Source organism: Veillonella sp. T34266-5, assembly GCF_002959815.1.
GTDB lineage: Bacteria > Bacillota > Negativicutes > Veillonellales > Veillonellaceae > Veillonella > Veillonella atypica.
This window is the reverse complement of the sequence record NZ_PPCZ01000026.1, coordinates 18,240-34,567: the sequence shown is the minus strand read 5'-3', so window position 1 is coordinate 34,567 and position 16,328 is coordinate 18,240. Positions and strand designations below refer to the sequence as shown.

General features: G+C 40.7%; 9 protein-coding genes and 1 other RNA gene. 9 read left to right on the top strand and 1 reads right to left on the bottom strand.

The window, feature by feature from the left end:
* The first annotated feature begins 410 nt into the window (after positions 1-410).
* The gene (locus tag VIHSUH07_RS09480) at positions 411-773 is read left to right on the top strand and encodes a hypothetical protein (protein ID WP_005375251.1); all 363 of its coding nucleotides are present in this window, start codon (positions 411-413) and stop codon (positions 771-773) included.
* Between the two features lie 182 nt (positions 774-955).
* Here the strand turns inward: VIHSUH07_RS09480 and bioB are convergent, their stop codons facing one another.
* Positions 956-1,981 (bottom strand): biotin synthase BioB, encoded by a 1,026-nt coding sequence (gene bioB, locus VIHSUH07_RS09475; RefSeq protein WP_105084754.1) that lies wholly within the window; start codon positions 1,979-1,981, stop codon positions 956-958.
* Between the two features lie 184 nt (positions 1,982-2,165).
* On the opposite strand from bioB, the gene VIHSUH07_RS09470 reads away from it, so the two are divergent.
* The 8 genes from VIHSUH07_RS09470 (at position 2,166) to ffs (ending at position 16,173) form a co-directional block, all read left to right on the top strand.
* A complete protein-coding gene (locus VIHSUH07_RS09470; protein WP_105084753.1) occupies positions 2,166-3,431 on the top strand; it encodes a metallophosphoesterase family protein in 1,266 nt (421 codons plus the stop codon).
* Positions 3,421-6,276, top strand: a complete 2,856-nt coding sequence (locus VIHSUH07_RS09465; protein WP_105084752.1) for an ATP-binding protein — start codon at positions 3,421-3,423, stop codon at positions 6,274-6,276. The genes VIHSUH07_RS09470 and VIHSUH07_RS09465 overlap by 11 nt, the downstream gene beginning before the upstream one ends.
* A 140-nt stretch (positions 6,277-6,416) precedes the next feature.
* Entirely contained in the window at positions 6,417-7,463 is a 1,047-nt protein-coding gene (gene hemE, locus VIHSUH07_RS09460) for a uroporphyrinogen decarboxylase (protein WP_105084751.1), read from the top strand.
* The gene (gene hemH / locus VIHSUH07_RS09455; RefSeq protein ID WP_233187850.1) at positions 7,423-8,346 is read left to right on the top strand and encodes a ferrochelatase; all 924 of its coding nucleotides are present in this window, start codon (positions 7,423-7,425) and stop codon (positions 8,344-8,346) included. The genes hemE and hemH overlap by 41 nt, the downstream gene beginning before the upstream one ends.
* The gene (gene hemG / locus VIHSUH07_RS09450; protein WP_105084749.1) at positions 8,343-9,863 is read left to right on the top strand and encodes a protoporphyrinogen oxidase; all 1,521 of its coding nucleotides are present in this window, start codon (positions 8,343-8,345) and stop codon (positions 9,861-9,863) included. Before hemH ends, hemG begins: the two co-directional genes overlap by 4 nt.
* 426 nt (positions 9,864-10,289) lie before the next feature.
* Positions 10,290-11,021, top strand: a complete 732-nt coding sequence (gene hemQ, locus VIHSUH07_RS09445) for a hydrogen peroxide-dependent heme synthase (RefSeq protein ID WP_105084748.1) — start codon at positions 10,290-10,292, stop codon at positions 11,019-11,021.
* A 357-nt stretch (positions 11,022-11,378) separates the two neighbouring features.
* Positions 11,379-15,962, top strand: coding sequence for a glutamate synthase large subunit (gltB, locus tag VIHSUH07_RS09440; RefSeq protein ID WP_105084747.1), 4,584 nt, complete (start codon positions 11,379-11,381; stop codon positions 15,960-15,962).
* A 111-nt stretch (positions 15,963-16,073) separates the two neighbouring features.
* Positions 16,074-16,173, top strand: an RNA gene (ffs, locus tag VIHSUH07_RS09435) — signal recognition particle sRNA small type.
* Positions 16,174-16,328: the final 155 nt, after the last annotated feature.

Genomic DNA, 16,328 nt, shown 5'->3' with positions numbered 1-16,328 from the left:
AGTGTATGGGTTTAACAACGAAAAAAGGACTCCTGCTGGAGTCCTTTTTCATGTAAGGGGAGTGTTAGTATTAACATCAAATGACCTATGTATTTAAACAAGTAGTAGGTTTGGGGTTAGTATTACTTGTCGGGAGATAAATACATTAAGTAATCAGGGAATATTTACTTATAATTATCATTTGATATAGCAATTATAAGTAAATACTATGAAGGTAAAATGAACTTCTAAAAAATATTTTATGAAATTTAGATGAAATGTAAAATTCGTTTATTAAATGTTGATAAATGCCATACTTCTTGATATGATAATAGAGGAGGATAATATCTTCTCTTTATTTTTTTTAAAAATATTTAAAAAAATCGTTCTAGTTATAAGACTTTTGTTGTTGGGTTAGAAAGGGGGCCACTATGAAGTTGCTTATAGCTTTGATGGCCTTTTTTTGCCTCATAACATATTCGAATACAGCACAAGCGACTGATTGGTATTATGTAAGTCCTGATGACAAAGGTAATCAATTGTTTATAGATAATGATAGTGTTCAAAAAAGCGATTATGATGCTGTTCTTTGGCTAAAAGTTAATGAACCAGGTGGCGATGAACTTCGCTATAAGGTATATATTAGCCGTTATAATCGGACCATGGAAATTCTAGAAGTAGATGCGTATATGCCAAACGGCACTCAATATGATAATGTTGATTATGATAAAGACCCTGAACCGATTGAAGGCAATACGAATGGCCAAGCCATCTATAGATTGTTATGGCAATAAATAGTTTGAATTTAATATTTCAGATATAAATTTAAAAAATTAAATATAAAAATACCTAGCTAGACAGCAACTAGCTAGGTATTTTTTGTGTGTAAATGTATTGTAAACACGCAGAGGTGTTACAGTCTTTGTAGATAGGTAAAATTTAAGATATCCACTAGTGATTAGAAACAACCGTTAGTTTATAGCTGAGCGGCTGTACGGGTTAATTCCAAATCATTAATCATTTGTAAATCGTCTTGCGGGGATCTACCGCCGGTTGTTAAATAACCGCCTACCATGATGCCATTAAGCCCGCCTTTTAGTGCGTACGATTGTAAATCGCGAAGATTTACTTCTCGACCGCCTGCAGTACGAATTAATGCATGAGGTAAAATGAAACGGAATACAGCGAAGGTACGTAAAATTTCCATCGGTTTTAACGCTTGGTTATGTTCGAATGGAGTACCCTTAATCGGATTTAATATGTTTAATGGGATGGAATCAATGTTAAGGCGTTTTAGTTCAAACGCCATTTCTACGCGTTGTTCTAGAGTTTCGTTTAGACCTAAGATACCGCCAGAGCAAACGCGAATGCCAGCTTTTTTGGCATTTTCTATGGTAGACATCTTGTCCTCATAGGAATGTGTGGAGCAGATGTCAGGGAAATGACTTGGTGCAGTTTCGATATTGGAATGATAGCGAGTAACACCAACTTCTTTTAATTGAAGAGCTTGTTCATAGGTTAACAAACCAAGGGAACAACAAATTTCTAAACCAATTTTTTCGCGAATTTCTTTTAATACGCGTAAGATTTGGTTGAATTCATTAGGGTTGGAAGTGTTGCGACCGCTTGTAACAATAGAGAAGCGAATAGCACCAGCTTCTTTTGCTTTTCTAGCAGCATCTAAAATCGATTCATCATCCATAAATGGATATTCTTGAACGCCTGTATTGTGGTGTGCCGACTGTGCACAGAATTTACAGTTTTCAGGACATTTACCAGAACGAGCATTTACAATCGCGCAAATGTCTACGGAATTATCGTTAAAATGTTGTTTTATTTTATCTGCCATAGCCAATAAAATCATGGTATCTTCATCGGATGTATGGATTAAATCGATGGCTTCCTCTTTAGTGATTTCACCACCATGTAATATACGATTGGCAATGGTTAATATTTTTTCATAAGAACCCACCTGGGTTTGTTGCTCTACTGGAAGTGCCATTATAGCCTCCTTGTTATTGTTAACTTATAAAAACGAATATATTTACAATGTAATTGTAGTATTCTTGGATACTAATTGTCAACTGTATAAATAAATTAGTTTACAATATGATATCTTACATATTATATAGAAATATATAGTATAATTAGATATTAGTATTCTATAAGTTAGGAAAGGAGACAATATGCAACCCTTTCGTTTTATACATTGTGGAGACCTTCATTTAGGGGCTCCTTTTCAATATGCTATGGGGATGAGTCGGCATGTAGATCGTGCCGTCGCAGAAGCAACCTATGAAGCTTTCAATAATATCATTGAAATCGCTGTGCGCGAACGCGTTAATGCAGTTGTCATTAGCGGCGATGTTTATAATAGTGAAGATCATAATTTAGAGGCTCAGGTCCGATTTGTGCGTGCCATGTATCGCTTGAGGGAGGCGCATATTCCCGTATATATGGTGCAAGGTAATCATGATCCTGCTGAAAGCTGGCGTGCTGGCTTATCAATGCCTGATAATGTACATGTGTTTTCGGATACACAGGTACAACGATTTCCGTTGATGGTTAATAACATTGAAGTTGGTGGTGTTTACGGCATCAGTTGTGGTCATGGCAATGAACAATCTAATTTTGCTGCACAATATAAAGCCTTTGAACGGGATGAATTTTCCCTTGCTGTCATGCATGGAACGGTCGGCTCTAGTGTGGGCAGTGAACATCATGATGTAACAGGGCCCTGTAATTTGACGGATATCATGCAAGGTGCTATGGACTATTGGGCACTAGGTCACATCCATAAATCACAGGTGATTTCAGAAGACCCTATGGTCGTATATGCGGGCAATCCTCAAGGATTACATCGGAAGGAATCTGGCGCTAAAGGATGCTATATGGTCAACATATCACATAATGGACATTGTGAATTAGAATTTATTGAGACCTGTGCCATTCGTTTTGAAGATATAAAGATTGATATTGCAGGCATACAAACTGAACGTGAGTTATTAGATTTGTTGAGCCATAAAAAGCAGTCCTTACGTAAAAAATATAATAAGAATACATTGGTATCGGTCCATTTAGTAGGAACTGGTCCAATGCATCGCTTATGCGTGGATGAGTCCGTTCGAAAATTATGGCTACGGGAGACGCAGGCAGAGGAAAAGAGTAAATCTATTTTTGTTATGCCATACCGCATGATTGCTAAAACGCGTCCTACTGTTAATTTGGCAGAGCGCCGTTTATTGTCCGACATGGTAGGCGATTATCTACGCGCCTATGATGAAACCGTTACTGATATTGAGGCAGTACGTCAAATCTTGGTCGATCGTCCTGAGTCTAAACGACTTGGCAGTTATTTAGATTTATTATCAGACGATGTATTGAAACGAGTTATGGAACGCAGTGAAATGGAAGGGGTTACGGTGTTAATGGGGGTAAACGATGAACATTAAACAGATTCGACTCGACTCATTTGGACCGTATGAAAACTGGACATTTAAATCCGGTCCTAACGGTGTACAGCTTGTATATGGCGCTAATGAAAGTGGGAAAACTTCCTTATTAGAAGGTATGCGTTCTCTTTTGTTTGGCGGTAAACATAAAAAATATGGTTATGTAAGTGGATCTCTTGAGCTCGACAAAGAGGGGACGGTTTATCATTTAGGCCGACAAAACAAGAATTTAGATTTTTATTCGCCTGGTGAGCCTAGCATAAAGGACGAGCCGAATCAATTGTGGTGGCATGGGCTCGATAAAAAAACGTATAACCGCATATTCGGCCTTACGTTAGAGGACCTTCAAGGCGTAGATATACTCAATGAAGTAGATGTACGAGCTAGATTCTTTGGTGCCGAAGGGGGCGAGCAACTCGGTGATGTAGTAAAAAGCATTGAAACCAATGCTAATGACTTACTGGTTGCGTCTGCATCAGGCAAACGCCGCATCAATGTTTTGATAGAGCAATTACAAGAAAATAAGGCTCGTTTATCCGCACTGGGTGAACATGAAACGCAATATGTAGAATTACAACAAGCGTTGAAGGCTTCCGAGGATACAGAAGCAGAAATTCAGAATCAAATCAAAGAATGGCAAGATTATCGTGAAGGCGTAGAGATGGTGCTTCGTGCATGGGATACGTATCGACGTAGCGAAGAGGCGCGTCGTCGTATGCAACAGTTTACATCTCCTGATACACTAGATCGCGATGCGTTTTTAAGTATCGATGAGGGCCTTCGTGAAGCTCGTCAGAATATGCAGCTTTGGCTTGATAAAGAAGAAGCACTAAAACCGGAAAATTTTGATCCTAATAGTCCATTTACTACCTATGGCCAAGATATAGAGGATTTGATTCAACAAGGTGCGAAGTGGGAACAATTGCGCCGTGAGTGTGAAGAAGGCGAAGCCTACATTGCTAAGGTTAAAGAGCAACTTGATTTCTCGAGAGGGTTACAATCTTCATGGCGCAAGGATGAATCGGTGCCAACTGATGTGAATTGGTTTGAAGGAGAACGTTTATCCAAACGATTGCGTACCGCAAAGGACCAATTATTATATTGGCAAAGCCAAGCACCATCCTTGCAAAAAGAACTAAAAATAAGTGAAGATAGATCATCTGTTGACACTGGTGAAAATAGCCCTGTTAACACCTGGGCTCAGCAAGAGTTGCAGGCTGTTATGACTGATATTGCAGATCTAGAGTCTCGACTTGGAGAACATGGTTCCATACGTATGGCCGCGATGCCGATTTGGTTGCAACGTATTGGGGGGATTGGAGCCGTCGTTGGTGTATTGATGTCGCTAGCAGGACTTATTGCACTGGAATCTGTACTATATAGCATCGGTGGTATTATTTTATTAATACTTGGACTGGGATTGTTCTGGTATGGATGGCGCCTTCGCCATGTAGATGATTCCGATGTAGCTCGGTTGATGCGTGAACTAGAACGCTTACAGCAACGTAAGTCGTATTTGGAAACACAATTGGATGCACCTTTACCTGTGGCGTCAGATGTACCGAACTTGGAAACGGCAGCTATTGAGCAACGTTACAATGATGAAGGTAAACAATTACAGGCTAATTATGAAAAAGCCTTGGCTGAATGGCAAGCATGGATTCCTGAAGGAGCGGCTAAGAGTCTCGATGAAGATGACTTCTTTAGTATGAAGCATGAATTTGACCAGTATTATGAACAATTGCGGACCATTGAAGGATACGAGAAACGCTTAGATGAACATAAGGAATCTTTGCGCGTTATAGAGGATCAAGCTGTTACCTTATGGTATAACCTTGGTGTTGAAGCCCCTGTGTCTCCTACTGAGCTAAAACGTATTTATAATCAATATAAAAACTTTCAACAACAAATGATTCGTTGGGAACAAAAAGAATCACAGCGTAAGAGCTATCGTATGGAGTATGATAATTGGCATCGCAAGGAAAAGGAACTTTTACTTGAACAAAAAGCATTGCTTGAAAAAAGTGGATTGTCCGGCGCCAATGAATATCGTCAAAAACTCATTGATGAAGATCAATTTAAGCAATGGGAAACGATTTACAAACAGAGCCAAGTACAGCTTGATTTGTTAACTCCAGATGGTGAAAATAAGGATTTGTTCTATCGCCGCTTGCGTGAGGGGAATAAAGAGAATTGGACTGATGAATTAGCCCATGCAGATCAAGAGCTGAATGCGCGCAAGGATGCGATGGCTAACCTCTATGAGAAACGAGGTCAAATCGTGGAAGCTATGCGTGCATTGGGTTCAGATCAGGAGCAACGGGAAGCCATTCAACAACGACAAGAGTTAGAATCTGAATTGGAATCTGCCTTGGAAGATTGGGCCACTCAAGTTGTCATCGCTCATTGTATGGAACGAGCGCAACAATCATACGAAGAAGAGTCACAACCAAAGATGTTAGAATTAGCATCTCAGTATATTAAACGTTTAACGAATGGTGCTTATACATTTGATATGTGGGGATTGCAAGACGGTTTAGCCCTTTTGAATGAACGGGGTGAACGATTACCGATTCATCATTGGTCTAGTGGTTTAGCGGATCAGGTGTATCTCGCGTTGCGTTTGGCACTAGCAAAGGTCTTTTCGTACCAAGTGGATGCATTGCCAATCATATTAGATGATATCTTAGTCCGCTTTGATGAAGAACGCCAAAAGAGTGCACTTGAGTTGTTAGCTGAACTTAGTGAACATCAACAAATTTGGTTGTTTACATGTCAGCAACAAGTGTATTACATGGGGCAAGCTATTGCTGGTATAGATACGCATATATTACAACGTGCATAAATTTCTATCCCTAAAAATATAGATAATAAGTGGCTTTGCATATTCATCACTTTTGGGGTACACTTTTAATATGAGCGTGACATTCTAATATAAAATCTTATATACATGTATGGGTGTGTTTTGTAGAAAGGGGTGGAAATTTGAATACTGCTTATTTAGATATGATTCAGGGCAAGAACCCTGGCATAACACCGGTATGGTATATGCGCCAAGCAGGGCGCAGTCAGGCTGCATATCGTAAGATAAAAGAGAAGTACACATTGTTCGAAATTACCAAACAACCTGAACTTTGCGCACAAGTGACAGAACTGCCTGTTAAAGAATATGGCGTTGATGCGGCTATTCTTTATAAGGATATTATGAGCCCTATGGTGGCTATTGGCGTGAATGTGGATATTAAACCTGGTGTAGGTCCTGTATTTGATACTCCGATTCGTCGTATAGAAGATATTGAACGATTACATACATTTGATGCAACAAAGGTAGAGTATATTGCCAAGACTATTGAGTTGTTGACTACCGAGGTGCTTGATGTACCTCTTATTGGCTTTTGTGGTGCACCATTCACCATCGCGTCTTACCTTATTGAAGGAGGTCCTACGAAAAGTTATAACAAAACTCGTGGGATGTTAATCAGCGAACCCGAAATTTGGAATAAACTAATGGAAAAACTAGCGGATATGTCCATCGAGTATTTGTCAATGCAAGCGCGCGCTGGTGCTAATGCTTTACAAATCTTTGACTCTTGGGTGGGTGCTGTTAATAGTACAGAATATGAGCAAGCTATTTTCCCTCATATGAAACGTATTATTTCCACAGTAAAATCTAGATTCCCTAACTTGCCGCTCGCTATGAATGGTGTCGGTACAGACCACCTTGTTTCTACTTGGTCTAAATTACCTCTTGATGTTATCGCCTTAGATTGGCGAAGTTCTCTTGGAGCAGCTAAGGATAGAGGTGTTACACAAACAGTACAGGGGAACCTTGATCCTGCTTATTTATACGGGGATACAAAAACAATAGCCAAGGTAGTAGATGAAATTTTAATGGATGGCATTCGTCATGGTAAACATGTATTTAACTTAGGGCATGGTGTATTCCCTGAGGCGGATCCAGCAAAATTACATTGGTTGACAGACTATGTTCATGAAAAGAGCCGTGAATTGTGGGCTCGTGAAAGCCGATAATATGGAGCCGGCTATACTGTTATTATCTTTTGGTACACCTCGTCAACCATCTGATTTATTACCTTATTTGACGAGTATACGACGCGGAAAAATGCCTACGGAACGAGAATTGGAGGTCCTAACCGCTCGTTATGATGCTATCGGACAATGGGATAATAAGCTGTTGCAGACGATGGGGGAAGAGCAAAAGAAAACTCTAGAATCACTATTGAAGATAGACGCGATGTATTTGGCCTATCTTCATATGCCTAATAGTATGGAACAAGCTGTAGAATCCATAGCAGCTGCAGGGTATACTTCTATTTTATGCATTGTCACATCGCCGTTTTATTCTATGATTGGAACAGGCGCGTATGAACGGAAATTACATTCTATATTACGAGCGTATCCGGATATATCTTGTGAAATTATCAAATCTTGGTGGAATAAACCACCGTTTTTTGAATACTGGCGTTCACAGTTGATGGCCGCGAATCCATTACAAGCTGATACAGCCTGTATTTTCTCTGCCCATAGTGTACCTACTTCAACGGTTGGTAGCTATGAAGATGAGGTCATGTCCGCATCAAATCAAATTGCAAAAATGGTAGGCCTTAATCACTGGTATCAGGCATGGCAAAGTGCGGCACCCTATGGTGAATGGTTAGGTCCTACCATTGAAAGTGTCATTGAACAGGCTCTTATAGATGGAGCAAAACGGATTGTATGTATTCCTTTTGGGTTTGTTAGCGATCATGTAGAAATTTTGTATGATAATGATATTATTTGTCGGAATATCGTTGAAAATGCTGGGGCTACATATGAACGTCTGCCTATGCCCAATGGAAATACCCTATTTATGGAGGCCATGGCAAAGGCTATACGAGAAAGGATTAATAAGTGAAGGTAACGATTGTTGGTGGTGGCCTTACGGGGCTTACTGCAGCCTATTATTTAGGCCATGCCAAACCAGATTGGCAGATACAATTATATGAACAGGCCCCTCGATTTGGCGGTAAAATTCAAACGCAACAAGTAGATGATTTTGTTGTTGAGTTAGGACCGGATTCCTACTTGGGCCGCAAAACGGAAATGACGGATCTCATTACAGATCTTGGTCTAGCAGATACGCTTGTATCCAATGAAACGGGGCAGGCCTATGTGTATGACCGTGGCAACATTCACCCAATTCCAGGTGGTTCCATCATGGGCGTTCCTACGGAAATGATGCCTTTTGTGAAAGCGACCTTAATTTCCTGGGCTGGTAAAGTGCGTGCTGGTCTTGATTATTTTAAGAAACCGTATCCCTTAGATGCTCACGGTGATGTATCGATTGGTCATTTCTTCCGCTATCATTTAGGTCAAGAAATGATGGATAAATTAATTGAGCCATTATTGGCGGGTATTTATGGTGGCGATATTTATAAAATCAGTCTATTATCTACGTTTCCACATTTTATTCAAGTAGAACAAAAATATGGCAATATGGTTAAGGGCATGATTGCTGCTAAGATGAGCCATCAAAAGGCGGGGGTATCTAAGGCTGCTAAAGGTGCTGTTAATGAAGGCGACGTTCCCCGTGCTGGTAAAGGAACGATGACGGATGCTCAATTTGATAAGAAACAATCTAGTATTCAGCGAACGAATGGAAATCTAAAAGCATCAAAAGGAACCGCATCACAATCCGGTATGTTTAGACAATTAACGGGTGGTCTTGAAAGCGTGGTAACTGCGATTGTGGAACAAATGCCATCCAATGTTACATTGACTACTAAGGCCCTTGTTCGAGATATATCGTATGCTGATGCAGTGTATCGTTATAATGTGAATGGTCGAGAAGAAACCTCCCATATGTTGGTTATCTCTACACCACCGGCTACGTATAAAGATTGGTTTATTAGAGATACTGGATTTGATGGCGTACGCAATATGGAACAATCTAGTTGTGCTATTGCAATCATGGCCTTTGATAAAGAGTCCTTTGATGGCGAACTAAAAGGCTCTGGCTTGTTGATTACTCGTAAAACGGATACACCATTAACGGCGTGTACTATATTAAATCAAAAATGGCCACAAACAACGCCAGATGATAAAATCGTTCTTCGCGTTTTTATCGGTAAACCTGGTAATGATGTGGTGGAACGCTATAGTGATGAAGAACTTTCTGCATTAGCTCTTAAAGAAATTCAACGTATTATGAACTTTAATGCAAATCCAGAATGGATCAAAATCAATCGTTTAATACATTGCATGCCTCAATATAATGTGGGTCATCGTGCTGCTATCGCAGCCGTTCGGGAGCATGTGAAAAAACATTATCCTAATTTGTATCTCATTGGGACACCGTTTGATGGGATTGGGATACCGGATGGGGTGAAACAGGCTAAGGAACTTGTGCAACGGTTAAGTAGTTCTACGTAGTCGGCGATGGATTTCGGTAATAGCAACTACGTTGCCGGTACGAGATGGTCTTCATTAGGCTCCAGCTAGCTTAACGGTCTTCGGCCTAGGGCCTTGACCTACTAAAGTCGCCTTCTGGAGACCATCTCGCACCTACTACGCGGTAAATATTAACTGAAATTCATCACCTACTGTAGAATGTTTTTGGTAACCGTTGCACCAGATTCCTTTAGCCTAGCGGTAAAGGGGAACGGTCTTCGGCCTAGGGCCTCGACTTACTAAAGTCGCTTCAGAAGGCTTATCCATTGCCTACTGTAGCGGATTTTAGTCTCCAGCTAGTACAAGGTCCTTTAGCCTAGGTTAGAGGAAAACGGTCTTCGGGCTAGGGGCTCGATTTTGTAATTGTAAATTGTGTTTTATATATTTTATGTGAAAAGGAGTGATTGTATGGGTAAGGCAATTCCTACTGTTGAGGGTTGGCATAGTCAACATATGGTGTTTTCCATGGATTTTAGTGCTTGGAATTGTTTTGATGCAGAGGAGAAGGCTGAGGCTCGTGATGAGTTAAAGGCGTTTTTGGCTGAGTTGGAGTCTATGCACCAAGCTAAAGAGGGCAGTTATGCGTTCTATGATGTGAATGGTTATAAGGGCGATCTTTTGTTGTGGATTTTGGCGCCGTCTCTTGAGGATTTGGCGAAATGGGAACGCAAATTCCGTCGTCTAACGATTGCGTCTGTGCTTGTTCAAACGTATTCTTATACGTCTGTAACAGAGGTTAGTGCATATGTGAAAGCTAAGCTTGATACGCCTGAGGTGGATGCGAAATTGTATCCAACTGTACCAAAGGATAAATATATTTGTTTTTATAATATGACGAAGAAGCGTGAAGGCAATGATAATTGGTATATGTTGCCTCCAGAGGAACGCGGTCGTATGATGCGTGAACATGGCATCACTGGTAGACCATATTTAGAAGTACTATCTGAGTACACTACAGGTGGTATCGGTCTTGATGATTGGGAATGGGGCGTTACTATTTTTAGTAATGATGACATTCAATTCAAGAAAATTGTTTACGATATGCGCTTTGAAGAAGCGAGTGCACGATATGGTATCTTCAGCGATTTCTATGTAGGAACGTTGATTGATGAAGCACGCTTTGATGAAGTATTTGCTTAATCTATAACTACCAGTAGTAGTACTGTAAAGGGAAGGGGTTAAAGTTTTGACGCTAGCCATACGAAGCCTTGAGGGCTAAGTAGAATCGGCTGGTGGGAAAATTTTAACCCTTTTTGTTTTCTTATAATGAATCATGTATACAAAATACGCATATGGCTATGATTTTACCGCAAGTTAGATTGCGGTTTATATATTATCAATTTACAGTGGACTTTGGTATACTGTGTATAGACATTAAATTCTATAGAATTTGAATTTTATATGAATATTGAAATGGAAGTAACTTTCACAAGGCTTATATATAATGATTATAGAGGTTGTGAAACATCAAGTGATATGAGAAGGAGTACAAAAGCTATGGAGATGAATGGTAGCGTTATTGATCAACAACGTTTAGATCAGGCTAGACTCGAAGCAAATGGCATGTATAGCAGCCAATTTGAAAAAGATGCCTGTGGTATGGGTTTTGTCGTAAATATTAAGGGCAAAAAATCCCATGATATCATCGATGATGGCTTGCGTATTTTAGAGCGTCTTGAACATCGTGGTGGTGCTGGTGCAGATAAGGATACAGGCGATGGTGCTGGTATCTTGGTACAAATTCCACATGAATTTTTTAAACGTGAATGCGAAGTGTTGGGCATTAATTTACCTGCAGCAGGTGAATATGGTGTGGGCATGATTTTTGCGCATAAATATGAAAGTCTTCGCAATGAGCAAAAACGTATTTTTGAAGAAGTAGTACGCGAAGAGGGGCAAGTCGTTCTCGGTTGGCGTGAAGTGCCTGTAGATGGTACTAAAGTTGGTAAGGAAGCGGCTGCTATTCGTCCTTGGATGATCCAAATTCTCATTGGTAAAGGCCCTGATGTAACGAATAATGCGGAATTTGAACGTAAATTATATGTTATCCGTAAATTGGCGGAAAAACGCATTATCCCATTGAGTAAGGAACTATCTAGTGACTTTTATATTGCATCCTTGTCCTCTAAAACAATTGTATATAAAGGTATGTTGACTCCTGGTCAATTGCGTGACTTCTACCTTGATTTGAGCGACCTTGATTTCACATCTGCATTGGCTATGGTTCACTCCCGTTTCAGTACGAATACATTCCCAAGCTGGGCTCGGGCGCATCCTAACCGTTTCTTAGTGCACAATGGTGAAATCAACACAATCCGTGGTAACGTAAACTGGATCAATGCTCGTGAAGGTAAAGCAGAATCTCCATTATTCCCAGATATTAAAAAGGTATTCCCTGTAGTAGATGACAGCGGTTCTGACTCCGCTATGTTCGACAATACTTTGGAATTCTTGCACATGACAGGTCGTTCCTTGCCTCATGCGATTATGATGATGATTCCTGAACCTTGGGAACGCAATAAGCTTATGAGCCAAGAAAAACATGACTTCTATGAGTTCAATAGCTTCATGATGGAACCATGGGATGGTCCTGCCGCTATGGGCTTCACTGATGGTACTGTTATCGGTGGCGTACTTGACCGTAATGGTTTGCGTCCTGCTCGTTACTATGTAACAACTGATGATCGCGTTATTATGGCGTCCGAAGTGGGTGTAGTAAACGAAAACGCTGAAAATATTCGCGCAAAAGGTCGTTTGGAACCAGGCAAAATGCTTCTCATCGATACAGAGGAACAACGCATTATTTCCGACGAAGAAATCAAACAACGCGTTGCTACTGAATTGCCATATAATGAATGGGTAAAAGAACATGTTATCCACTTGTCTGAAATTACTCAAGCTGATGAAAGCGATATTCCCAAAGTAGAAGATTTGTTCAAAAAGCAACAAGCCTTTGGTTATACTCAAGAAGATCTTGTACGTATGATCGTACCTATGGCAAAAGATGGTAAAGACCCTGTAGGTGCAATGGGTGCCGATGCTCCACTTGCTATCTTGTCTGATAAACCACAATTGTTATACAGCTACTTCAAGCAAATGTTCGCGCAAGTAACAAATCCTCCAATCGACTCCATTCGTGAGGAAATGGTTACATCTACACGCGTTATGCTTGGTAACTCTGGTAACTTAACAGATCCAAATAAAGCTGGTACCTATGCGTTGTCCATGCGTACACCAATTCTTACAAATCAAGAATTGGCGTCCATTAAGGCTCTTGACTGCCGTCGCATGAAATCTGTTACATTGCCAATCCTCTTCGACCCAACTAAGGGTGCGGATGGCTTGCGTGATGCGTTGAATGAATTGTGCGAAAAAGCAGAAGAAGCAGCACGTACAGAGCAAAATGTATTGATTTTATCCGACCGTGGAGTTGATGAAAATCATGCACCAATTCCAGCGTTGTTAGCTGTAGCAGCTGTTCATAATCACTTAATTAGAAAAGTATTGCGCACAGAAATTGGTCTTATCCTCGAATCTGGTGAGCCTCGTGAAGTACATCATTTCTGTACATTGATCGGTTATGGTGTAACAGCTATCAATCCTTACTTGGCTCTTGAAACTGTACGCGATTTACAAGCTCGTAAACGTCTTGGTGATATTACACCTGAACAAGCAGAAAAGAACTACATTAAAGCAGCTGTAGGCGGCATTATGAAGGTTATGTCCAAAATGGGCATCTCCACAGTTCGTTCCTATCATGGTGCACAAATCTTCGAAGCCTTGGGCTTGAACACCAACTTTATTAATAAGTTCTTCGTTAATACACCAACTCGTATTGGCGGTATTGGTCTTGTAGGCGTTGCCAATGAAGCTTTGGCTCGTTATGACCGTGCTTTCAAATCTGACGAATCTGTTCTCGAACCAGGCGGGTGGTACGGCCCTGTAAAAGATGGGGAAGAACATTTATTCAACCCTAAAACAATTGATCTTTTACAAGAATCTCTTATCAACGGCGATTACGCAAAATATAAAGAATACTCTAAAGCGATTCGCAATGATTACCATGTTACATTGCGTTCCTTGATGGAATTGAACTATCCTGTAGGCGGCGGTATTCCTATTGAAGAGGTTGAACCTGAAGAATCCATCGTAAAACGCTTTAAAGCAGGTGCTATGAGTTATGGTGCAATCAGTAAAGAAGCGCATGAAACAATCGCTATTGCCATGAATCGTCTTGGATCTACATCTAACTCCGGTGAAGGTGGCGAAGACTCTGCACGCTTTAAACCATTGCCTAATGGGGATAGCATGAACTCTGAAGTAAAACAAATTGCATCTGGTCGTTTCGGTGTAACTGCTAATTACTTGATTCATGCAAAAGAATTGCAAATCAAATGTGCACAAGGTGCTAAACCAGGTGAAGGTGGTCAATTGCCAGGTAAAAAGGTATATCCTGAAATCGGCAAGGCTCGTCACTCCACACCAGGTGTAGAACTTGTTTCTCCTCCACCACATCATGATATTTACTCCATCGAAGACTTGGCGGAATTAATTTACGATTTGAAATGCGTCAATAAAGATGCTCGCATTTCCGTTAAATTGACTTCCGAAGCTGGCGTTGGTACTATCGCAGCTGGTGTGGCGAAAGCAAAAGCAGATAATATCTTGATTTCCGGTTATGACGGCGGTACAGGTGCGGCTGGTCGTACATCTGTAAAACACGCTGGTGTGCCTTGGGAACTTGGTTTATCTGAAACTCATCAAACATTGATGCTTAATCGTTTGCGTGACCGCGTTCAATTAGAGGTAGACTCTAAATTGATGACTGGTTTCGACGTAGCTGTTGCGGCTATGCTTGGTGCTGAGTTGTTTGGTTTCGGTACATTACCACTTGTAGCTGTAGGCTGTAAAATGGCTCGTGTATGTAACCTCAACACATGCCCTTATGGCGTGGCTACACAAGATGAAAAATTGCGTGCTCGTTTCAACGGCAAACCTGAATATGTAGAAAACTTGATGATCTTCATTGCACGTGAATTGCGTGAAATCATGGCTCGCTTAGGTATCCGTTCCGTAGCTGAACTCGTTGGCCGTATCGATCTTGTTCGTCAAAAATCTCAAGACGATAACTTCAAATTGTCTCGTGTCGATTTGAAACGTATCTTGTTCCATCCATACATCGATGCGTCTGTTGGTCATATGCATACCATCGATCAAGACCATGAATTGGAACGCACATTGGATATGTCCAAACTTTTGCGTATGTGCCGTCCTGCTATCGAAGATCAAAAACCTATTCGCGCTAAATTGGCTATCAACAACATTAACCGTGTAGTAGGTACATTAGTTGGTTCTGAGGTAACACGTCGTTATGGTGAAAGCGGACTTCCAGATAACACAATCAAGTTGAACTTTGAAGGTTCTGCAGGTCAATCCTTTGGTGCTTTCATTCCAAAAGGCATGACATTAGAACTCGAAGGGGATGCGAATGACTACCTCGGTAAAGGTTTATCCGGCGGTACCATCGTTGTTTACCCACCTAAGAAATCTATCTTTGAAGCTGACGAAAATATCCTTATCGGCAACGTTGCCTTCTATGGTGCTACATCTGGTAAATCCTATATCAATGGTGTAGCTGGTGAACGTTTCGCCGTTCGTAACAGTGGTATTACAGCTGTTGTGGAAGGTGTAGGCGACCATGGTTGTGAATACATGACAGGTGGCGAAGTTCTCGTACTTGGTAAAATTGGTCGTAACTTTGCAGCCGGTATGTCCGGCGGCTATGCGTACATCCTTGATTGCGATGAGCGTTATGTAAATACAGGTCTTGTAGAATTACGTCCTGCTAATAATGATGATCTTAAACGCATCAAAGAATTAGTCGAACAACATGTATTGCATACTAATTCCACAAAAGGCCGTCATATCCTTGAAAACTGGAATAACTTTGCCAATAGATTTACTAAGGTTGTTCCTGTAGCATACGAAGAAATGCATGCTGCTATTGAACGATTCAAAGAACAAGGCTTGTCCTTAGAGGAAGCTCAATTGGCTGCATTTAAAGAAAAATATGCAAAATAAGTTCTAATCTAATATAACTTAGAGAGAATGTAATATAGAATGCCTCTATAGTTTTGACTATAGAGGCATTTTCATGTATAATATTTGTATTGCAATATTGGATCATGGCAGTTCTCGGGCCCGTGCAATGGGGGCCTGTGAATCGTGTCAGGACTGAGAGGTAGCAGCACTAAGCGGTAACCTTCATGTGCCACGGGGAACCCGGGGGCTGTCGTGATCGAATATTGCAAGGCGGCCTTGGGGGCCGCTTTTTTTTATCTACTTGTTGTAGCTGAATAAGGTACTAGTTATACTAAAAGAGGACGTGAAAGGACGCCCTCTTTTTTGTGTAATATGGTATAATAAAGTATTGTTAATTACGGACTG

Coding starts and splice junctions, on each gene's coding strand:
- VIHSUH07_RS09480 (WP_005375251.1), top strand. CDS start 411: ATGAAGTTGCTTATAGCTTTGATGGCCTTTTTTTGCCTCATAACATAT.
- bioB (WP_105084754.1), bottom strand. CDS start 1,981: ATGGCACTTCCAGTAGAGCAACAAACCCAGGTGGGTTCTTATGAAAAA.
- VIHSUH07_RS09470 (WP_105084753.1), top strand. CDS start 2,166: ATGCAACCCTTTCGTTTTATACATTGTGGAGACCTTCATTTAGGGGCT.
- VIHSUH07_RS09465 (WP_105084752.1), top strand. CDS start 3,421: ATGAACATTAAACAGATTCGACTCGACTCATTTGGACCGTATGAAAAC.
- hemH (WP_233187850.1), top strand. CDS start 7,423: ATGAAAAGAGCCGTGAATTGTGGGCTCGTGAAAGCCGATAATATGGAG.
- hemQ (WP_105084748.1), top strand. CDS start 10,290: ATGGGTAAGGCAATTCCTACTGTTGAGGGTTGGCATAGTCAACATATG.
- gltB (WP_105084747.1), top strand. CDS start 11,379: ATGGAGATGAATGGTAGCGTTATTGATCAACAACGTTTAGATCAGGCT.